19 protein-coding genes are annotated in these 20795 nt (G+C 71.2%); 17 read left to right on the top strand and 2 right to left on the bottom strand.

Annotation, left to right across the window (positions count from 1 at the left end; genetic code table 11):
- The first annotated feature begins 6 nt into the window (after nucleotides 1-6).
- From KRR39_RS16975 to KRR39_RS16900, 16 genes are all read left to right on the top strand, one after another.
- The gene (locus tag KRR39_RS16975; protein ID WP_216938678.1) at nucleotides 7-561 is read left to right on the top strand and encodes a NuoB/complex I 20 kDa subunit family protein; all 555 of its coding nucleotides are present in this window, start codon (nucleotides 7-9) and stop codon (nucleotides 559-561) included.
- On the top strand, nucleotides 558-1328 hold the full coding sequence (locus KRR39_RS16970; RefSeq protein ID WP_216938677.1) for an NADH-quinone oxidoreductase subunit C: 771 nt from the start codon (nucleotides 558-560) through the stop codon (nucleotides 1326-1328). The genes KRR39_RS16975 and KRR39_RS16970 overlap by 4 nt, the downstream gene beginning before the upstream one ends.
- On the top strand, nucleotides 1328-2689 hold the full coding sequence (locus KRR39_RS16965; RefSeq protein WP_216938676.1) for an NADH-quinone oxidoreductase subunit D: 1362 nt from the start codon (nucleotides 1328-1330) through the stop codon (nucleotides 2687-2689). The genes KRR39_RS16970 and KRR39_RS16965 overlap by 1 nt, the downstream gene beginning before the upstream one ends.
- An 8-nt stretch (nucleotides 2690-2697) precedes the next feature.
- Nucleotides 2698-3372: an NADH-quinone oxidoreductase subunit NuoE gene (gene nuoE / locus KRR39_RS16960; RefSeq protein WP_216938675.1), complete on the top strand. Its 675-nt coding sequence runs from the start codon at nucleotides 2698-2700 to the stop codon at nucleotides 3370-3372.
- Nucleotides 3373-3528: 156 nt separating this feature from the next.
- Entirely contained in the window at nucleotides 3529-4839 is a 1311-nt protein-coding gene (gene nuoF, locus KRR39_RS16955) for an NADH-quinone oxidoreductase subunit NuoF (protein ID WP_216938674.1), read from the top strand.
- The gene (locus KRR39_RS16950) at nucleotides 4836-7271 is read left to right on the top strand and encodes an NADH-quinone oxidoreductase subunit G (RefSeq protein WP_216938673.1); all 2436 of its coding nucleotides are present in this window, start codon (nucleotides 4836-4838) and stop codon (nucleotides 7269-7271) included. Before nuoF ends, KRR39_RS16950 begins: the two co-directional genes overlap by 4 nt.
- 29 nt (nucleotides 7272-7300) lie before the next feature.
- Entirely contained in the window at nucleotides 7301-8626 is a 1326-nt protein-coding gene (gene nuoH, locus KRR39_RS16945) for an NADH-quinone oxidoreductase subunit NuoH (protein ID WP_216942740.1), read from the top strand.
- Nucleotides 8627-9175, top strand: a complete 549-nt coding sequence (nuoI, locus tag KRR39_RS16940; RefSeq protein ID WP_216938672.1) for an NADH-quinone oxidoreductase subunit NuoI — start codon at nucleotides 8627-8629, stop codon at nucleotides 9173-9175.
- A 3-nt stretch (nucleotides 9176-9178) separates the two neighbouring features.
- Nucleotides 9179-10015 carry an NADH-quinone oxidoreductase subunit J gene (locus tag KRR39_RS16935; RefSeq protein WP_216938671.1) on the top strand — a complete coding sequence of 279 codons (837 nt, stop codon included), beginning with the start codon at nucleotides 9179-9181 and terminating at the stop codon, nucleotides 10013-10015.
- Entirely contained in the window at nucleotides 10012-10311 is a 300-nt protein-coding gene (nuoK, locus tag KRR39_RS16930) for an NADH-quinone oxidoreductase subunit NuoK (protein ID WP_216938670.1), read from the top strand. Before KRR39_RS16935 ends, nuoK begins: the two co-directional genes overlap by 4 nt.
- A gap of 10 nt (nucleotides 10312-10321) precedes the next feature.
- Nucleotides 10322-12253 carry an NADH-quinone oxidoreductase subunit L gene (gene nuoL, locus KRR39_RS16925; protein WP_216938669.1) on the top strand — a complete coding sequence of 644 codons (1932 nt, stop codon included), beginning with the start codon at nucleotides 10322-10324 and terminating at the stop codon, nucleotides 12251-12253.
- Nucleotides 12254-12308: 55 nt separating this feature from the next.
- Nucleotides 12309-13853 carry an NADH-quinone oxidoreductase subunit M gene (locus tag KRR39_RS16920; RefSeq protein WP_216938668.1) on the top strand — a complete coding sequence of 515 codons (1545 nt, stop codon included), beginning with the start codon at nucleotides 12309-12311 and terminating at the stop codon, nucleotides 13851-13853.
- Nucleotides 13850-15451 (top strand): NADH-quinone oxidoreductase subunit NuoN, encoded by a 1602-nt coding sequence (nuoN, locus tag KRR39_RS16915; RefSeq protein ID WP_216938667.1) that lies wholly within the window; start codon nucleotides 13850-13852, stop codon nucleotides 15449-15451. The genes KRR39_RS16920 and nuoN overlap by 4 nt, the downstream gene beginning before the upstream one ends.
- Before the next feature lie 25 nt (nucleotides 15452-15476).
- Complete coding sequence (locus tag KRR39_RS16910) at nucleotides 15477-16487, top strand: polyprenyl synthetase family protein (protein ID WP_216938666.1); 1011 nt, start codon at nucleotides 15477-15479, stop codon at nucleotides 16485-16487.
- 174 nt (nucleotides 16488-16661) lie between these two features.
- Nucleotides 16662-17294, top strand: a complete 633-nt coding sequence (locus KRR39_RS16905; RefSeq protein ID WP_216938665.1) for a GNAT family N-acetyltransferase — start codon at nucleotides 16662-16664, stop codon at nucleotides 17292-17294.
- An 81-nt stretch (nucleotides 17295-17375) separates the two neighbouring features.
- Nucleotides 17376-17519: a hypothetical protein gene (locus tag KRR39_RS16900; protein ID WP_216938664.1), complete on the top strand. Its 144-nt coding sequence runs from the start codon at nucleotides 17376-17378 to the stop codon at nucleotides 17517-17519.
- Nucleotides 17520-17594: 75 nt separating this feature from the next.
- On the opposite strand, the gene KRR39_RS16895 is transcribed toward KRR39_RS16900, so the two are convergent.
- Nucleotides 17595-18218, bottom strand: a complete 624-nt coding sequence (locus KRR39_RS16895) for an alpha/beta hydrolase (protein ID WP_216938663.1) — start codon at nucleotides 18216-18218, stop codon at nucleotides 17595-17597.
- Between the two features lie 165 nt (nucleotides 18219-18383).
- On the opposite strand from KRR39_RS16895, the gene KRR39_RS16890 reads away from it, so the two are divergent.
- Nucleotides 18384-19307, top strand: coding sequence for a quinone oxidoreductase family protein (locus KRR39_RS16890; protein WP_216938662.1), 924 nt, complete (start codon nucleotides 18384-18386; stop codon nucleotides 19305-19307).
- On the opposite strand, the gene KRR39_RS16885 is transcribed toward KRR39_RS16890, so the two are convergent.
- Nucleotides 19300-20748, bottom strand: coding sequence for an aromatic amino acid lyase (locus KRR39_RS16885; protein ID WP_216938661.1), 1449 nt, complete (start codon nucleotides 20746-20748; stop codon nucleotides 19300-19302). The genes KRR39_RS16890 and KRR39_RS16885 overlap by 8 nt on opposite strands.
- Nucleotides 20749-20795: the final 47 nt, after the last annotated feature.

The following is a 20795-nucleotide window of genomic DNA, read 5'->3' as shown; positions in this document are numbered from 1 at the left end:
AGAGCAATGGGCATCGAAGAGAAGCTGCCGAGCGGCGTACTCCTGACCACGGTCGAGGGGGTCGCCGGCTACATGCGCAAGGCGTCGTTCTGGCCGGCCACGTTCGGCCTGGCCTGCTGCGCCATCGAGATGATGACGTCCGGCGGACCGCGCTACGACCTGGCCCGCTTCGGCATGGAGGTGTTCCGCGCCTCCCCGCGCCAGGCCGACCTGATGATCGTCGCCGGGCGGGTGAGCCAGAAGATGGCTCCCGTGCTGCGCCAGATCTACGACCAGATGGCCGAGCCGAAGTACGTCCTCGCGATGGGCGTGTGCGCCAGCTCGGGCGGGATGTTCAACAACTACGCGATCGTCCAGGGCGTCGACCACGTCGTCCCCGTCGACATGTACCTCCCCGGCTGCCCCCCGCGGCCGGAGATGCTCATCGACGCGATCCTCAAGCTGCACAAGCAGGTCCAGGCCACGAAGCTCGGCGTGAACCGGCTGGCCGAGATCGAGGAGAACGAGACCGTGGGCCTGAACGCCCTGTCCACCTCCGACATGGTGGGGAAGCTGCGATGAGCGAAGGCCCCAAGGAGCCCAAGGACTTCCCGGAGGTGACCCCCGGGACGGACGACGACGCGACCGACCGCGCGGTCGAGAACCAGCTGCCTGCCGACCCGCAGCAGCTCGAGCCCGAGGTCGTCGGCGTCCGGCACGGCATGTTCGGCGTCACCGGCACCGGCGACACGAGCGGGTACGGCGGCCTGGTCCGCCCGGTCACGATGCCCGGCGGCACGTCGCGGCCGTTCGGCGGCTGGTTCGACGAGGTCGCCGACGCGCTGCAGGGCGGCCTGGCCCGCTCCGGGGTGACCACCGCCGTCGAGAAGGTCGTCGTGCACCGCGGCGAGGTGACGTTCTTCATCCGGCGCGACGACCTCGTGGCGGTGGCCCAGCTGCTCCGTGACGACGAGAAGCTCCGCTTCGAGCTCTGCTCGGGCGTCTCGGGCGTGCACTACCCCGACGACCAGGGCCGCGAGCTGCACGCCGTCTACCACCTGCTGTCGATGACCCACAACCGGCGGATCCGCCTCGAGGTGACCTGCCCCGACGGCGACCCGCACATCCCGTCGGTGGTCGCGGTGTACCCGACCAGCGACTGGCACGAGCGCGAGACCTACGACTTCTTCGGCATCATCTTCGACGGTCACCCCGCTCTCACGCGCATCCAGATGCCCGACGACTGGCCCGGGCACCCGCAGCGCAAGGACTATCCCCTCGGTGGCATCCCGGTCGAGTACAAGGGCGCCACCATCCCACCGCCCGACACGCGGAGGTCGTACACCTGATGGTTTCGACAAGCTCAACCACCGAGCAGGGGCAGGACCCCTACGCACCCGGCGCGGACACGTCCGCGGGACGGGTCTTCACCGTCACCGGCCAGGACTGGGACACCATCGCCGAGGGCCTCGCCGAGGAGGGCGAGGACCACGTCGTCGTGAACATGGGGCCCCAGCACCCCTCCACGCACGGCGTGCTCCGGCTGATCCTCGAGCTCGAGGGCGAGACGGTCACCGAGGCCCGCTGCGGCATCGGCTACCTGCACACCGGCATCGAGAAGAACATGGAGTTCCGCTCCTGGGTGCAGGGCGTCACGTTCTGCACGCGGATGGACTACCTCTCCCCGTTCTACAACGAGGCCACCTACTCCCTGGGCGTGGAGCGGCTCCTCGACATCGAGGCCGACATCCCGGAGAAGGCGCAGGTCATGCGCGTCCTCCTCATGGAGCTGAACCGGATCTCCAGCCACCTGGTCGCGATCGCGACCGGCGGCATGGAGATCGGCGCGCTGACGGTGATGACGATCGGCTTCCGCGAGCGCGAGCTGGTGCTCGACCTGTTCGAGCTGATCACCGGCCTGCGGATGAACCACGCGTTCATCCGGCCCGGCGGGGTCGCCCAGGACATGCCGCCCGGCGCGCTCGACCAGATCCGGGACTTCGTCGCGCTGATGAAGAAGCGGCTCCCGGAGTACGCCGCGCTGTGCAACGCGAACCCGATCTTCAAGGGCCGGCTGGTCGGCATCGGCCACCTCGACCTCGCCGGCTGCCTGGCGCTCGGCCTCACCGGCCCGGTGCTGCGCTCGACGGGCCTGCCGTGGGACCTGCGCAAGTCGCAGCCCTACTCGGGCTACGAGGACTACGACTTCGAGGTGCCCACCCGCGACACCTGCGACGCCTACGGCCGCTTCCGGATCCGTCTGGACGAGATGTGGGAGTCGCTGAAGATCGTCGAGCAGGCGGCCGAGCGGCTCGCCGGGCTCGAGGGCGCACCGGTGATGGTCGCCGACAAGAAGATCGCCTGGCCCAGCCAGCTCGCGGTCGGCACCGACGGGATGGGCAACAGCCTCGACCACATCCGGCACATCATGGGTGAGTCGATGGAGGCCCTGATCCACCACTTCAAGCTGGTCACCGAGGGCTTCCGGGTCCCGGCCGGCCAGGCCTACGTCCCCGTCGAGTCGCCCCGCGGCGAGCTCGGCGCCCACGTGGTGTCCGACGGCGGCACGCGTCCCTACCGGGCGCACTTCCGCGACCCGTCGTTCACGAACCTGCAGGCGACCTCGGTGATGAGCGAGGGCGGCATGGTCGCCGACGTCATCGTCGCCATCGCCTCGATCGACCCCGTGATGGGTGGAGTAGACCGTTGACAGACGACATGGTTACGACGAGCCCGACCAACGGGGCCGGCTTCGACGCCTCGGTGCTGGCGGAGCTGCGGGAGATCACCACGCGCTACCCGCAGGCCCGCTCGGCGCTGCTGCCGATGCTGCACCTCGTGCAGAGCGTCGAGGGGCGGGTGACCTCGCGCGGCATCGAGGCGTGCGCCGACATCCTGGGCATCTCCGCCGCGGAGGTGTCCGGCGTCGCGACGTTCTACACGATGTACAAGCGCCGCCCGGTCGGTGAGTACCACGTCGGCGTCTGCACCAACACGCTGTGCGCGGTGATGGGCGGCGACGAGATCTTCGAGCGGCTCAAGGACCACCTCGACGTCGGCAACGACGAGACCACCGACGACGGCAGGATCACGCTGGAGCACCTCGAGTGCAACGCGGCGTGCGACTACGCCCCGGTGATGATGGTCAACTGGGAGTTCATGGACAACCAGACCCCCGAGTCCGCGACCCGGCTGGTCGACGACCTGCGGGAGGGCAAGGAGGTCCGCTCCACCCGCGGGCCGCGCATCTGCACCTGGCGCGAGGCCGAGCGGGTGCTCGCCGGGTTCCCCGACGACCGGGCCGACGAGGGTCCGGCTGCCGGTCCCGCCTCGCTGCTCGGGCTGCAGATCGCCCGCGAGAACGGCTGGACCGCCCCCCGACAGCGACCGTGACGAGGTCACCGCCGGCGCGGCCGAGGGCCGGAGCAAGGACCTCGGGGCGCAGACCACGATGGGCCGGGCCCGGTCCGAGACCGCGGTCGAGGAGTCGGGCGCGGAGACCGTCGGCGAGGACGCCGGCGGCAAGCAGAACCCCAAGGGAGGCTCCTGATGGTTGACGTGCTGACCCCGGTCCTGTCGAACGCCTGGGACACCGACCGCCCGTGGACGCTGGAGTCCTACGAGAGCACCGGCGGGTACGGCGCCCTGAGGACCGCCCTGGGCATGACCCAGGACGACGTCATCGGGCTGGTCAAGGACTCCGGCCTGCGCGGCCGCGGCGGTGCGGGCTTCCCCACCGGCATGAAGTGGAGCTTCATCCCGCAGGGTGACGGCAAGCCGCACTACCTCGTGGTCAACGCGGACGAGTCCGAGCCGGGCACCTGCAAGGACATCCCGCTGATGATGGCGACGCCGCACACCCTCGTCGAGGGCGTGGCGATCACCTCCTACGCGATCCGTGCCAACCACGCCTTCATCTACGTCCGGGGCGAGGTGCTGCACGTCGTACGCCGGCTGCAGCGCGCCGTCCAGGAGGCCTACCTCGCCGGCCATCTCGGCAAGGACATCCACGGCTCCGGCTACGACCTCGACGTCACGGTGCACGCCGGCGCCGGCGCCTACATCTGTGGCGAGGAGACCGCGCTGCTGGACTCCCTGGAGGGCCGCCGCGGCCAACCCCGGCTGCGCCCGCCGTTCCCCGCGATCGCCGGCCTGTACGCCGCCCCGACCGTGATCAACAACGTGGAGTCGATCGCGTCGGTGCCCTGCATCGTCGCCAACGGCGCCTCGTGGTTCGGCTCGATGGGCACCGAGAAGAGCAAGGGCATGACGCTCTACTCGCTGTCCGGGCACGTCGCGCGGCCCGGCCAGTTCGAGGCCCCGCTCGGCATCACCCTGCGCCAGCTGCTCGACCTCTCCGGAGGCGTCCGCGAGGGCCACGAGCTGAAGTTCTGGACCCCGGGCGGCTCGTCGACCCCGATCCTGACCGCCGAGCACCTCGACGTGCCGCTGGACTACGAGGGCGTCGGCAAGGCCGGCTCGATGCTCGGCACCAAGGCGCTGCAGATCTTCGACGAGACCACCTGCGTCGTGCGGGCGGTGCTGCGCTGGACCGAGTTCTACAAGCACGAGTCCTGCGGCAAGTGCACCCCGTGCCGCGAGGGCACCTGGTGGCTCGTCCAGACGCTGGCCCGGCTCGAGGCCGGTCAGGGGTCCGAGGCGGACCTCGAGACGCTCCTCGACCAGTGCGACAACATCCTCGGCCGGTCGTTCTGCGCGCTCGGCGACGGGGCGACCAGCCCGATCACGTCGTCGATCCAGCACTTCCGCAGCGAGTACATCGCCCACTTCGAGCAGGGCGGCTGCCCGTTCGACCCGGCCGCCTCCACCCTCTTCGCACCGGCAGGAGCGAACGCATGACGACGGTTTCGACGGGCCCGACCAGCGTGGAGAAGACGGACCTCGTCACGCTGACCATCGACGACGTCGAGGTCTCCGTGCCGAAGGACTCGCTGGTGATCCGGGCCGCCGAGCAGGTCGGCGTCCAGATCCCCCGGTTCTGCGACCACCCGCTGCTCGCGCCGGTCGGCGCCTGCCGCCAGTGCCTGGTGGAGGTGTGGGCGCCCCGCAACGGCGAGCTCGCCTCCATGGGCAAGCCCCAGGCGTCGTGCACCCTCGCGGTCACCGAGGGCATGGTCGTGCGCACCCAGGCCACCTCCAAGGTCGCCGACAAGGCCCAGCAGGGCGTGATGGAGTTCCTGCTGGTCAACCACCCGCTGGACTGCCCGGTCTGCGACAAGGGCGGCGAGTGCCCGCTGCAGAACCAGGCGATGTCCAACGGTCGCGGCGAGTCCCGGTTCGCCGAGAGCGGCGGGACCAAGCGCACCTTCCCCAAGCCGATCAACATCTCCGCGCAGGTGCTTCTCGACCGCGAGCGCTGCGTGCTCTGCGCCCGCTGCACCCGGTTCTCCGAGCAGATCGCCGGTGACCCGTTCATCGCGCTGATCGAGCGGGGCGCCCTCCAGCAGGTCGGCATCTACGAGAAGGAGCCCTTCGAGAGCTACTTCTCCGGCAACACGATCCAGATCTGCCCGGTGGGCGCGCTGACCTCGGCGTCGTACCGCTTCCGCAGCCGGCCCTTCGACCTGGTCTCCACGCCCTCGGTGTGCGAGCACTGCGCCGCTGGCTGCTCGCTGCGCACCGACCACCGTCGCGGCAAGGTCACCCGCCGGCTCGCCGGCAACGACCCGGACGTGAACGAGGAGTGGAACTGCGACAAGGGCCGCTTCGCGTTCCTCTACGCCCGCCAGGAGGACCGGCTCACCACGCCGCTCGTCCGGGACGAGGAGACCGGGCGGCACCGGCCCGCCTCGTGGCCCGAGGCGTTCGCGGTCGCGGCCCGCGGCCTGCAGGCGCACGCCGGCAAGGTCGGCGTGCTGACCGGCGGCCGGCTCACCGGCGAGGACGCCTACGCCTACAGCAAGTTCGCCCGCGTGGCGCTCGGCACCAACGACATCGACTTCCGGGCCCGCCCGCACTCCGTCGAGGAGGCCGACTTCCTGGCCGCGCACGTGGTCGGCAAGGCCCTCGAGGTCACCTACGCCGACCTCGAGCGGGCCAGCGTGGTGCTGCTCGCCGGGTTCGAGCCGGAGGACGAGTCCCCGATCGTGTTCCTGCGGCTGCGCAAGGCCGCCCGCAAGGGCCGCACCCGGGTCGTGTCGATCGCCCCGTTCACCTCCCGCGGCCTGCAGAAGATGCAGGGCACGCTGGTCCGCACCGCACCGGGCGACGAGCCCGCCGCGCTGGAGGCGCTCGCCCACGACGGCGAGATCGCCCTGGACGGCGGCGGCGTGATCCTGGTCGGCGAGCGGCTCGCGACCGTCCCCGGCGCGCTGACCGCGGCGCTGACCCTGGCCGGCACCACCGGTGCCCGGCTCGCGTGGGTCCCGCGCCGGGCGGGGGAGCGCGGTGCGCTCGAGACCGGCTGCCTGCCGAACCTGCTGCCCGGCGGCCGCCCGGTCACCGACGCCGGCGCCCGCGTCGACCTCGGCACCGTGTGGGGCACCACCGTGCCGCACGAGGACGGCCGCGACGGCGACGCGATCATCGAGGCGACGGCCTCCGGCGAGGTCACCGCGCTGGTCGTGGCCGGGGTGGACCCCGCCGACCTGCCCGCCCCGCACGCCGCCACCGCGGCGATCGCGAGGGCCGGCTTCGTGGTCAGCCTCGAGGTCCGCGCCAGCGCCGTCTCGCACGCCGCCGACGTGGTCTTCCCCGTCGCCCCGGTCGCCGAGAAGGCCGGCATGTTCGTGGACTGGGAGGGTCGCGTGCGTCCCTTCGAGAAGGTGCTGCGCGACTCGCACGCGCTGCCCGACCTGCGGGTGCTCTCCGGGATCGCCGACGAGATGGGCGTGCGCCTCGGCTTCCGCACCGTCGAGGAGGCCCGTGCCGAGATGCAGGACCTCGGCGCCTGGGACGGCGCCCGGGCCACCATGCCCGAGTTGTCAGGCGCTCACCCGGCCAGGACCGATTCACCGTCTGACAACTCGGTGCGGGTGGCGACCTGGAAGCTGCTGCTCGACGACGGGCGGATGCTCGACGGCGACGACTACCTCAAGGCCACCGCCCGTACGCCGGTCGCGCTGGTGTCGCCCGCGACGCTCGACGCGCTCGGCCTCGCCGCCGGCTCGCACGTCACGGTGAGCGGCGACCACGGCAGCTCGACGCTCCCGCTCGGGGTGGCCGACCTGCCCGACGGCGTGGTGTGGACGCCGACGACGTCGGGGTCGGCACCCGCCGGGTCCGTCGTACGACTCACCACAGCCAACCAGGTCGAGGGGGCCCACGCATGAGCGCACTGCTCGCAGGACCGGCGCTGGAGATGGTCTCGGCCGCCGGCAAGGACACCCTGAAGGGCTTCGGCAACGACGCCTGGTGGGTCATCATCCTCAAGGCCGTGCTGATCTTCGTGATCCTGGTCGTGCTGACGCTGTTCAACATCTGGTTCGAGCGCCGCGTCGTGGCTCGCATGCAGCACCGCATCGGCCCCAACGTGCACGGCCCCTTCGGCCTGCTGCAGTCGCTGGCGGACGGCGTGAAGCTGGCGCTGAAGGAGGACATCATCCCGACGGCAGCGGACAAGGTGATCTTCCTGATCGCCCCGGTGCTGTCCACGGTGCCGGCGTTCCTGGCCTTCGCGGTGATCCCGTTCGGCCCCGAGGTGCGGATCCCGTTCACCGACACCTACACCCAGCTCCAGCTGACCGACATGCCGGTCGGTGTGCTGTTCATCCTGGCGATCAGCTCGATCGGCATCTACGGCATCGTGCTCGGCGGCTGGTCGAGCGGGTCGACGTACTCCCTGCTCGGCGGCCTGCGCTCCAGCGCGCAGATGATCTCCTACGAGGTCGCGATGGGTCTCGCGCTCGTCGCGGTGTTCCTCTACGCCGGCTCGATGTCGACCTCGGAGATCGTGGACGCCCAGTCCCGGCTGTGGTTCGGCATCATCCTCATCCCGTCGTTCGTGATCTACGTGATCGCGATGATCGGGGAGACCAACCGTGCGCCGTTCGACCTGGCCGAGGCCGAGGGCGAGCTGGTCGGCGGGTTCCACACGGAGTACTCCTCGCTGAAGTTCGCGCTGTTCTTCCTCGCGGAGTACGTCAACATGGTGACCGTCTCCGCGCTCGCGACCACGCTGTTCCTCGGCGGCTGGCGCGCCCCCTGGCCGCTGTCGGCGATCAACGACGGCATGTTCAACCAGGGCTACTGGCCGTTCCTGTGGTTCATCGCCAAGGTGATGATCTTCATCTTCGTGTTCATCTGGCTGCGCGGCTCGCTGCCGCGGCTGCGCTACGACCAGTTCATGGCGTTCGGCTGGAAGCGGCTCATCCCGATCTCGCTGGTCTGGATCGTCGCCGTCGCGGCGATCCGCGCGATCAGCCTCGAGGGCGGCATCGACCGCAGCTACCTGCTCGGCGCCATCGGCGTCGTCGCGGTGCTGTTCCTGGTGCTGTTCTTCGTCGGCGAGCGGGAGAGCGAGAAGGAGCCGGGCGACGACATGGAGGACGAGCGCGCGTTCGACGCCTTCGCCGGGGGCTACCCGGTGCCGCCGATGCCCCACCAGGTGGCCGACCAGTTGACCAGCAGCAGCAGCGGTACGTCGACGGTCTCGTCGTCGGCCACCGCCGATGGGAAGCGTGAGTAGATGCCCACCCTCAAGGAACAGTTCTGGGACCCGATCGCGGGTTTCGGGGTGACCTTCCGGACGATGTTCAAGAAGGTCGTCACCGAGGAGTACCCCTTCGAGAAGAAGCCGACCGCACCGCGGTTCCACGGCCGGCACCAGCTGAACCGCTGGCCCGACGGCCTGGAGAAGTGCATCGGCTGCGAGCTGTGCGCGTGGGCGTGCCCCGCGGACGCGATCTACGTCGAGGGCGCGTCGAACACCGAGGACGAGCGGTTCTCGCCCGGTGAGCGCTACGGCCGCGTCTACCAGATCAACTACCTGCGCTGCATCCTGTGCGGGCTGTGCATCGAGGCGTGCCCGACGCGCGCGCTGACGATGACCAACGAGTACGAGCTCGCCGACAACAACCGCGCGGACCTGATCTACGAGAAGTCCGACCTGCTCGCCCCGCTGCTGCCCGGCATGGAGCAGCCGCCGCACGCCATGCAGCTCGGCGACGACGAGGGCGACTACTACCGCGGGACCTTCACCCCGCGCACCCGTCCGGCCGACGAGAGCGAGGTCTGAGGCATGGTCGCCTTCTGGGTCCTGGCCCCCGTCATGGTCGTCGCCGCGCTCGGCATCCTGTTCACCCGCAAGGCCGTGCACGCGGCCATGCTGCTGGCGGTCGTGATGATCAGCCTGGCGGTGCTGTACGCCGTGCAGGACGCACCGTTCCTCTTCGCGGTGCAGATCATCGTCTACACCGGCGCGATCCTGATGCTGTTCCTGTTCGTGCTGATGCTTGTCGGCGTCGACGCCTCCGACTCGGTCGTCGAGACCATCAAGGGGCAGCGGGTGATGGCCACGGTCGTCGGCCTGCTGTTCGGCGCGGTCGTGGTGTTCGGCGTCGCACAGGTCTCGCTCGGCCCGGTCACCGGCCTGGCCGCGGCCAACGCCGAGGGCAACGTGCCCGGGCTCGCCCGGCTGTTGTTCAGCAAGTACGTCTTCGCCTTCGAGGCGACCAGCGCGCTGCTGATCACCGCCGCGATCGGCGCGATGGTGCTCGCGCACCGCGAGCGGCTCACCCCGAAGGCGACGCAGGCCGACCTGGCCGCGCGCCGGATGCGGGACTACGCCGAGCACGGCAAGCACCCCGGCCCGCTGCCCTCGCCCGGTGTCTACGCCCGGCACAACGCGGTGGATACCCCGGCGCTGCTGCCCGACGGCTCGCCCTCGGAGATCTCGGTCTCCCGGACGCTGCAGTCCCGTGGCTCGGTGCGGACCGCCCCGCAGGACATCGACGCCCTCACCGGCTCGATCGGGGACGGCACCTCCAGCGAGCCGATCCGCGGCTCCGGCCCGCGCGGCGGCATCGACGGCGACCCCAGCCAGAACCACGACAGCGAAGGGGAGGACCGCGCATGAGCGCGACACCGTTCCTGGTGCTCTCGGCGATCCTGTTCACGATCGGCTGCGTCGGGGTGCTCACCCGCCGCAACGCCATCGTGGTGTTCATGTGCGTCGAGCTGATGCTGAACGCCTCGAACCTCGCCCTGGTCACCTTCTCCCGGGTCAACGGCAACCTCGACGGGCAGGTGGCCGCCTTCTTCGTGATGGTGGTCGCCGCCGCCGAGGTCGTCGTAGGACTGGCGATCATCATGACGATCTTCCGCACCCGCCGGTCGGCCTCGGTCGACGACGCGAGCCTGCTGAAGTACTGAGGAGTCCTACATGTCCTTTCCTCTGCACGAGGCCGTCCCGGTGGTGGACCCGTCGCCCGCCGGCGGCGTCTTCTCGCTGCTCTGGGTGATCATCGCGCTGCCCCTGCTGGGCGCCGCGGTGATCCTGCTCCTCGGCAACCGCCGTACGGCGGCCTGGGCGCACCTGCTCGGCTGCGCGACGGTGATCGGGTCGTTCCTGATCAGCGTGGCGGCGTTCGTCACGCTGCTCGGCCGCGGCGCCGAGGACCGGCAGGTCGGCCAGACGCTCTACACCTGGGTGGACGCCGGCAGCTTCAAGGTCGACATGGGCCTGCTCTACGACCCGCTCTCCGCGGTGTTCCTGCTGCTGATCACCGGTGTCGGCGGCCTGATCCACATCTACTCCGTGGGCTACATGGAGCACGACGTGCGGCGGGCGCGCTTCTTCGGGTACCTCAACCTGTTCGTCGCGGCGATGCTGATGCTGGTGCTCGCGGACAACTACCTCGGCCTGTTCCTCGGCTGGGAGGGCGTCGGCCTGGCGTCGTACCTGCTGATCGGCTTCTGGCAGCACAAGACGTCGGCCGCGGTCGCCGCCAAGAAGGCCTTCGTGGTGAACCGCGTCGGCGACATCGGCATGGCGCTCGGCACGATGCTGACCTTCGCGACCTTCGGCACCATCACGTTCGCGGGGGTCTCGGCGGTCGCCGGCCAGGCCGGTGACACGACGCTGACCGTCCTGGGCCTGCTGTTCCTGCTCGCGGCGTGCGGCAAGTCGGCCCAGGTGCCGCTCCAGTCCTGGCTGCTCGACGCCATGGAGGGCCCGACCCCGGTCTCCGCCCTGATCCACGCCGCGACGATGGTGACCGCGGGCGTCTACCTCGTGGTCCGCTCCAACTTCATCTTCGACAACGCCCCCGTCGCGCAGACGGCCGTCGTCGTGGTCGGCATGGTCACGCTCCTGTGGGGCGCGATCATCGGCTGCGCCAAGGACGACATCAAGAAGGTGCTCGCCGGGTCGACGATGAGCCAGATCGGCTACATGATGCTGGCCGCCGGGCTCGGTCCCGCCGGCTACGCGTTCGCGATCTTCCAGCTGCTCACGCACGGCTTCTTCAAGGCCAACATGTTCCTGGGGGCCGGCTCGGTGATGCACGCCATGGACGACGACGTGAACATGCGGCACTACGGCGCGCTGCGCAAGATGATGCCGGTGACGTTCCTGACGTTCTCCCTCGGCTACCTCGCGATCATCGGCGTCCCGCCGTTCGCCGGGTTCTGGTCCAAGGACAAGATCATCGAGGCCGCGTTCGGCGACAACCTCGTCGTCGGGCTCGCGACCCTCGTCGGCGCCGGCGTCACCGCTTTCTACATGACCCGCCTGATGCTGATGACGTACTTCGGCGAGAAGCGCTGGGCCGACGACGTCCACCCGCACGAGTCGCCCAAGGTGATGACGATCCCGCTGATGGTGCTGGGTGCGCTCTCCGCGCTCGGCGGCCTGCTGCTCCTGGGCGGCTGGATCACCGGCTGGCTCGCGCCGGTCGTCGGCGAGGAGGTCCACGAGACGCTCCCGGTCTCGGCCCTGGTCCTGTCGCTGGTGGTGCTGCTCGTCGTGATCGCCGGCATCGCCGTCGCGTGGCTGACGGTCGGGCGCCACGAGGTGCCCCGCACCGCGCCGACGAAGGTCTCGGTGCTCACCCGGGCCGCCCGTGCGGACCTCTACGGCGACGCGATCAACGAGGAGCTGTTCATGCGGCCGGGCGACCGGTTCGTGAGCGGCCTCGTCGCGTTCGACGACCACGCGGTGGACGGGGTCGTCGACGGCACCGGTGCCTCGTTCGGTGGCATGTCCCAGACGTTCCGCCGGGTGCAGACCGGGTTCGTCCGGTCCTACGCCCTCTCGGTCCTGGCCGGCGCCCTGCTGGTCGTCCTGGCTCTCCTGGCGGTGAACCTCGCATGAGTGGTCTCGACCCGCTCGACCGGCCGGTTCGCTCAACTCTGATGGTGGTGTCCCTGTGAGCTTCCCCCTGCTGACCGCGGCCCTGCTGCTGCCGATCCTCGGCGCAGTGGTCGTGGCCGTGCTGCCCAAGGGCGGTCGTGCCGACCTCCCCAAGGTGGTCGCGCTCGGCGTCTCGCTGGTGACCCTGGTCATCGTCGCGGTCGTCGCGCTCGGCTTCGACGTCGGCGGCGCGCGCTTCCAGTTCACCGAGGAGCACGAGTGGATCCGCGCCTTCGGCGCCCACTACGCGCTCGGCGTGGACGGCATCGGCCTGACGCTCGTGCTGCTCACCGCGATCCTGTCGCCGGTGGTCATCCTCGCCTCGTGGAACGACGGCGACGAGGGCCGCTGGGGCGTCAACGCGTTCTTCGCCTGGATGCTGGCGCTCGAGGGCCTCGCGATCGGGGTGTTCGCCGCGACCGACGTGTTCCTCTTCTACGTCCTGTTCGAGGCCACGCTGATCCCGATCTACTTCCTGATCGGTGGCTTCGGCGGCCCGCGCCGCTCGTACGCCGCGGTCAAGTTCCTGCTCTTCTCGCTGTTCGGCGGCCTGCTGATGCTGGCCTCGGTCGTCGGCCTGTACGTCGTGTCGGCCCGCGCCGGCACCCCGACGTACCTGCTCTCCGAGCTCAGCAAGATCCCGATGGACCAGAACACCGGACGCTGGCTGTTCGTCGGCTTCTTCATCGCGTTCGCGATCAAGGCGCCGATGGTGCCGGTGCACACCTGGCTCCCGGACGCCGCCGAGCAGGGCAGCCCCGGCACGTCCGTGCTGCTGGTCAGCATCCTGGACAAGATCGGCACCTTCGGGATGATCCGGTTCTGCCTGCAGCTGTTCCCCGAGGCGTCCCAGTGGGCCACCCCGGTGGTCCTGGTGCTCGCGGTGATCAGCGTGCTGTACGGCGGTCTCGCGGCCATCGGGCAGAAGAGCATCCCGCGCCTGATCGCCTACACCTCGGTGTCGCACTTCGGCTTCATCGTGCTCGGCATCTTCGTGCTGAACAGCTACGGCCAGACCGGGTCGATGCTCTACATGTTCAACCACGGCCTCTCCACGGCCGCGCTGTTCCTGGTGAGCGGGTTCCTGATCAGCCGCCGCGGCTCGAGGCTGATCCCGGACTTCGGTGGCGTGGAGAAGGTCGCCCCGGTGCTGGCCGGCATCTTCCTGGTCGCCGGGCTCTCGTCGCTGTCGCTGCCGGGCCTCTCGCCGTTCATCTCGGAGTTCCTGGTGCTGCTGGGCGCGTTCACGCACAACCCGTGGTACGCCTCGTTCGCGGTGCTCGGCATCGTCATCGCCGCGCTCTACATCCTGCTGATGGTGCAGCGCACCATGACCGGGATGCCCGGGCCGTCGATCGTCGGCATGAAGGACCTCACGGTCCGCGAGATCTCCGCGCTCGCCCCGTTGCTCGTCCTGATCGTGCTGCTCGGCTTCTACCCGAAGCCCCTGACCTCGATCATCAACCCCGCCGTCGCTGACACCTTGCAGCAAGTCGGCGTGAAGGACCCGGCACCCGCCGTACCCACGCAGGCCGGTGCCCAGGAGGAGTCCGCCAAGTGAACCTCGCAGCCGCATTCTCCAAGCCCAGCATCGAGTACGGCCTCCTGTCGCCGATGCTGATCATCTTCGGCGTCGCGCTGGTCGGTGTCGTCGTCGAGGCCTTCGTGGCCCGCCGGAGCCGCTACCTCGTGCAGACCGTGCTGGCGCTCGTCGGCGTCGTGGGCGCGCTGGTCGCCACGGTGATCGTGGCCTCCGGGCTCGCGCCCAAGGGGGACACCTCCGGCCGCGGCCGGATCGCCGTCGAGGGCGCGGTCGCCGTCGACGGGCCGACGGTTTTCATCTGGGGCACGATCCTGGTGCTCTCGACCATCAGCGTGCTGCTGTTCGCCGAGCGGCACCTCGAGGGCGGCGTCACCGCGTTCGCCGGCCAGGCCGCGGCGCTCCCCGGTACGGCGGCCGAGCGCGAGGCCTCCACGAAGGGCCTCGAGCACACCGAGGTCTTCCCGCTGATGATGTTCTCCATCGGCGGCATGCTGCTCTTCCCGGCGGCCAACGACCTGATCACCCTGTTCGTGGCCCTGGAGATCCTGTCGCTGCCGCTCTACCTGCTCTGCGGGCTCGCGCGTCGCCGCCGGCTGCTGTCGCAGGAGGCGGCGCTGAAGTACTTCATGCTCGGCGCGTTCTCCTCCGGGTTCTTCCTCTACGGCATCGCGCTGACCTACGGCTACGCCGGCTCGATGAACTTCTCCGACATCGCCGAAGCGGTCTCCGGCCGCATCGGCGGCGAGGCGCTGCTGCTCGCCGGCATCGGCCTGCTCTCGGTGGGCCTGCTGTTCAAGGTCGGCGCCGCGCCGTTCCACTCCTGGACCCCGGACGTCTACCAGGGCGCCCCGACCGCGGTCACCGCGTTCATGGCGGCCTGCACGAAGGTCGCGGCGTTCGGCGCGCTGCTGCGGCTGTTCTACGTCGCCTTCGGCGCCGCGCGCTGGGACTGGTCGCTGATGATCGGCATCATCGCGGTGCTGACCATGCTGGTCGGCTGCGTGCTGGCGATCACCCAGTCCGACATCAAGCGGATGCTGGCCTACTCCTCGATCGCGCACGCCGGCTTCCTGCTCACCGGCTTCGTCGGCCTGCACACGGTGGCCAGCTTCGACGGGAACCAGATCTCCTCGATCCAGGCGGTGCTGTTCTACCTGGTGACGTATGGCTTCATGACCATCGGCGCGTTCGCGGTCGTGACCGTCGTGCGGGACGCCGGCGGCGAGGCCACCCACCTCTCGAGGTGGGCCGGTCTCGGCAAGGAGTCCCCGGTGGTCGCGGGCGTCTTCGCGTTCTTCCTGCTCGCGATGGCCGGCATCCCCCTGACGTCGGGCTTCACCGGCAAGTGGGCGGTGTTCGCCTCGGCGGTGTCCGGCGGAGCGTGGCCGCTGGTGGTCGTCGCGGTGATCCTCAGCGCGGTCGCGGCGTTCTTCTACGCCCGGGTGATCGTGCTGATGTTCTTCTCGGACCCGGTGGGCGAGGGACCCGTGGTGATGGTGCCGAGCATCCTGACGACTATCGTGATCGCTGTCGGGTTCGCCGCGACCGTCATCCTGGGCGTGTTCCCGGGGCCGGTCCTCGACCTCGCCGCCACCGCGGGCCAGTTCATCCGCTGACCCTCCCGTTCGCTAGGAACTCCTCATGACCTCGACCGCCGACGGAAGCTCGTCGCTGGCCCTGCCGGTCCTCGACGCCGACCTCGAGGCGCGGCTGCGCGCCCGCATGGTCGAGGTCGAGGAGCGCCTCGAGCGCGAGATCAAGAGCGAGGCGGCGTTCATCACCGGCGCCGCCCGGCACCTGATGCACGCCGGCGGCAAGCGGTTCCGGCCGCTCCTGGTGCTGCTCGCCGCCGAGACCGGGGACCCGACCCGCGACGGCGTGGTCACCTCCGCGTGCGTGGTCGAGCTGACCCACCTCGCCTCGCTCTACCACGACGACGTGATGGACGAGGCCGACCTGCGCCGCGGCGCCGAGTCGGCGAACTCCCGGTGGGACAACCACGTCGCGATCCTCACCGGGGACTTCCTGTTCTCCAAGTCCTCGGAGCTGACCGCCTCCCTGGGCGCCGACGCCGTGCGGATCCAGGCCGAGACCTTCACCAAGCTCGTCGAGGGCCAGATCCTCGAGACCCTGACGCCCGGTCCCGACGAGGACGCGCTCGCGCACTACCTGCGCGTCGTCGAGGGCAAGACCGGCTCGCTGATCGCCACCTCCGCCCGCTACGGCGCCCGGTTCGCCGGCGCCCCGCTGGAGATCGAGGAGGCGCTGACGGCCTACGGCGAGAAGGTCGGCATGGCCTTCCAGCTCTCCGACGACATCCTGGACGTCTCCTCCGAGTCCGACGAGTCGGGCAAGACGCCGGGCACGGACCTGCGCGAGGGCGTGCCGACGCTGCCGGTGCTGATGGCCCGGCGGTCCGCCGCCCCCGAGGACGCCCGGCTGCTCGAGCTGCTCGACGGCGAGCTCACCGACGACGGCCTGCACGCGGAGGCGCTCGAGCTGCTCCGCCGGCACCCGGCGATGGACGAGGCGCGGCGCTACGTCCTGGACCGGGCCCGGGAGGCGCAGGACCTGCTCAAGGTGCTGCCCGAGGGCCCCGTGCGCGACGCGCTCGACGCGTTCGCGGTGCTGATCGCCACCCGCACCGCCTGAGCCGCCGCCCGGCGACGTACCGGGGACCGGAGGCCCGCATCGAGCGCCCGCGGGCCTGCCGGACGGAAGCCACCTGCCGGTCGGCACGTGGCTGGGTCGTTCGGGGCATTGACCTCCCGTCGGCCGCGTCCCACGCTGAGGGTCAGCGGGTCCTGAGGACGGGAGGGCGCGCCCGTGAGACGTCTCGACCTCGGCCGGCTGTCCGGACGGTCGCCGTCCAGCCCCGTCCCGCGCCAGCCCTCCGGACCGGCGAAGCGCTGGCTGACCGGTCGCCGCGGGCAGCCCGAGGACCCGCTGCCCGGCGCCATGCGCGGGCTCCGGCGCCGCACCGGACGGGATCTGGCGGCCTGTGCCCGGCTGCTGCGGGTGGTGCACTACGAGAGCCAGTACCCGGTCCGCTGGCCGGAGAGTCCGCGTGGGTGGCTCGACCGGGAGGTGCTCGACGCCTGGGTGGTCGAGCGGGTCGGGGAGATCCTCGGGCACGTCGCGATCTCGCCGGTGGGGCTGGACACCGTGAGCCGGGCGCACTGGAGCGAGATGACCGGGCGCGACCCGGACGACCTGGCCAGCGTCGCGAAGTTCTTCGTGCGGCCGAGCCTGCGCGGCCAGGGCATCGGTACGGCGCTGCTGGACGTCGCGGCCGAGGAGAGCAGCCTGCGCGGCATGCTGCCGGTGCTCGAGGTGGTCACCGCGCGGAAGGAGAAGATCGCCCTGCTCGACGGCCAGGGCTGGCGGTTGCTGTCCATGGACCCGTGGCGCGAGGAGCCCGCCCGGCTGCGGGTGCACTGCTACAGCCGACCGACCTGAGAAAAAGATGAGAGAAGGGCGCATCCTCCTTGCCCAGGGGGGTACTCCAGGATGTTTGTCCACCCAACAGAAGGAGCCCTCATGGTCGTCCTCGGACTGATCCTGCTCATCATCGGCTTGGTTGCCTCCATCCCGATCCTCACCACGATCGGCATCATCCTGCTGGTCGTCGGCCTGATCCTGAACTTCGTCCCGATCGGCGGCAACCGTCGCAGGGTCTTCTGACCGACTGAAGACGGCTGTTCGGACCCCGGTGTGCCTGGCACACCGGGGTCTCGTCGCGTCCGGGCAGGAACCGGCTCAGACCTCGACGAGCTGCTGGCCGCCGAGCACGTCGCGCACCGGGGCGGGCACCTCGTCGCCGAGTAGGGTCGCGGTCACGAAGTCGGCGGCCGCCCCGTCGAAGACCCGGTGGTGCCCGAGCATCGCGTGCTTGCCGCCCGCCACCCGGATGTAGCCCACCGCGGTCGTGCGCCGCAGGTCCTCGGCGACCGCGGCCGAGCGCTGCGGGCTGGCGATCCGGTCCTCGTCGCCGTGCACGACGAGCACCTGGCGGCCGCTCAGGTCCCGCTGGCCGTCGTCGGCGTAGACCCAAGGGGCCAGCGCCACGACGCTGCGCACGCCGGGCTGGTCGCCGGACAGGATCGCCGCGCGCCCGCCGAGCGAGTGGCCCACCAGCCCGACCGGCACGTCGCTCCCGTAGCGCTCGCGGACCTGGTCGAGCGCCCACGCCACGTCGTCGACGGGGGTGTGCGCCGCGTCCCAGCCGCGCGAGGAGTTCAGCAGCCGGTGCACCGCCAGCCGGCCCCGCCCGGCCCGGGCGATCCGGCGCGCGACCGGGACCATCCGCAGCACGGAGAGCTGGGTGGGGCTGACCACCGTGGCCTCGGCCCGCGCGGCACCGCCGTGCAGCACCAGCACCACCCCGGAGGGGGTGGGCCGGCGCCGTCGTGTCGATCAGCCGGGCGCGGTTCGTCATGCCTCCAGTGTCCGGGACCGCCCCAAGCCCGGCCTTTCTGCGGAGATCCCGCGCCGATCCGGAAGGTCTGACGGGGCCGGTGCGTTGTGCCTGACATGAGAGCTATCGGAGTGACAGAGTTCGGCGGTCCCGAGAACCTGCAGGTCCTGGACGTCCCGGAGCCGCACGCCGGCCCCGGCGAGGTGCGGATCCGGGTGCACGCGGCGACCGTGAACCCCACCGACAGCGGGCTGCGGGCCGGCCGCTACGCCGACCGGCACAGCGACCAGCCGGGACCGTTCATCCCCGGCGCGGACGCCGCCGGCGTGGTCGACGAGGTCGGTGCCGGGTCCCGCTGGAGCGTCGGCGACCGGGTCGCTGCCGTCGTGGTGCCCTACCGACCGGCCGGCGGCGCGTACGCCGACGAGGTCGTCGTACCGGAGAGGTCGGTGCTGCGGCTGCCCGACGACGTGGACTTCAACGCCGGGTCGACCTTCGTGATGAACGCGCTGACCGCGCGGCTGGTGCTCGACGACCTCGGGCTCAGCGCGGGACAGACGCTGGCCGTCACCGGTGCCGCCGGCGCGTTCGGCGGGTACGTCGTGCAGATGGCCAAGGCCGACGGCCTGCGGGTCGTCGCGGACGCCGCCGAGAAGGACGAGGACCTGGTCCGCAGCCTCGGCGCCGACGACGTGGTGCGCCGCGGTGACGACGTCGCCGACCGGATCCGGGCGCTGCTGCCCGACGGCGTCGACGGGCTGGTGGACGGCGCGGTGCTGACCGAGCTCGCGGTGCCCGCCGTGAAGGACGGCGGGGTGATCGGCACCATCCGCGGCTGGGCCGGACCGGCCGAGCGCGGCATCACCGTCAAGCCCACGCTGGTCTACGACTCGGCGACCCGCGACGACCTGCTCAAGGGCCTCGAGCAGCAGCTCGCCGACGGGGTCTACACGCTGCGGGTCGCGCAGGTGCTGCCCGCCGAGCAGGCCGAGCAGGCGCACCGGACCCTGGAGGCCGGCGGCGTGCGCGGTCGGCTGGTGCTCGACTTCAGCTGACCGGGTGCCGGGGGGTGTCGAACCCGCTCTCCACCAGGCGTACGGCGGCCGCCAGGTCCTCGGTGAACGGACGGTCCGACCGGTCGTCGCTGAGCACCGCGGCCGCCACGTCGTAGGCCGCCCGGACCGGGCTGTCGGGCAGCCGGTCGGGGTCCATCCGCAGCGCGCGCACGGCCGCGATCAGCTCGCAGCCCAGCACCACCGGGGCGAGCTCGACCATCTGCTCGCTGGCCCAGACGGCCTGCGTGGAGAAGCTCGCGTGCTCCTCCAGGCCGAGGGAGACCGAGGCGTGCCCGGTGGAGACGGGGGTGGTCAGGATCCGGGCCCGGGCCAGGGCGTCCTGGGCGAGGTACTCCAGGATCATCACCCCGGAGCTGCCGGCCGGCCCCGACGCGAGGAACGCCGGCAGGCCGGACAGCGACGGGTTGATCAGGGCCGAGAGCCGCGCCGCGGACAGCGAGATCACCGGGTACGTCGCCTGGCGCAGCGCGTCCAGGGTGGCCGACAGCCGGGCGGTCACGAAGCCGCCGTGGTGCAGGGGCGTGCCGTCCGCGACCACCAGCGGGTTCTCGGTGGAGTCGTCGACCTCGACGAGCACCGCGTGCTCGGTGGTGACCAGCGCGTCGACGAACGGCGCGTGCACCTGGGGGACGGTCCGCAGCGCGAACGGGTCCTGCACCCGGGCCGGCACCCAGTCCGCCGGCGACAGCAGCGCCATGAGCCGGCGGGCGACGCCCTGCTGGGAGGCGTCCGGGCGGCCGGCGTGCACCCGCGGGTCGTAGGCCTGCACCGAGGCCTGCAGCGCCACCGCGGACAGCGCGGTCACCTTCTCGGCCGCGTCGGACAGCCGGGCCAGGCGGCGGTGCACCAGCGCCGCGGTGGCGAGGGTGAGCGCGTTGCTGGACATGAACGGCAGCGCGTCGCCGTCGTCGACCGGCGCGAGCGGCGCGCCCCCGGACCGCCAGGCACGCTCCCCGACGAGCGTGAGCCCCAGCTCGGCGAGCGGCACCAGGTCGCCGGTGCCGATCGAGCCGAACCGGTGCAGGTCCGGGACGGCGCCCTCGGCCACGGCCGCCCCCAGGGACGACGCGAGCCCGGCGCTCACCCCCGAGCGGCCCGAGGTGATCTGGTGCAGCCGGATCGCCATCGCGGCCCGCGCGGTCGCGTCGTCGTAGGTCTGCCCGAAGCCGGTCGCGTGGCTGCGCCAGAGCCGGAGCGCGTGCGACGTACCGTCGCTCGGGGTGATGTCGGTCGGCACCGTGCGCAGCGCGCCGACGCCCGTGGTCAGCCCGTAGACCGCGCCCGAGCGGCCGGCCAGCCGGAGGTGCTCGCTGGCCAGCATGATCCGCTCGACCGAGGCGTCGGTGAGCCCGACCGGGGCCGGCCCACCCTTCATGGCCCACGTGATCAGGTGGTCCAGCGACAGCGCGGCGGACGGCACGAGCGGCTCTCCTTCGACGGGGGGGTGGGTGTCAGGCTCCAGCATGG

This window comes from Nocardioides panacis (assembly GCF_019039255.1).
GTDB classification, from domain to species: domain Bacteria; phylum Actinomycetota; class Actinomycetes; order Propionibacteriales; family Nocardioidaceae; genus Nocardioides_B; species Nocardioides_B panacis.
The sequence above is the reverse complement of the archived record's forward strand: the minus strand, read 5'-3'. Positions and strand labels throughout refer to the sequence as shown.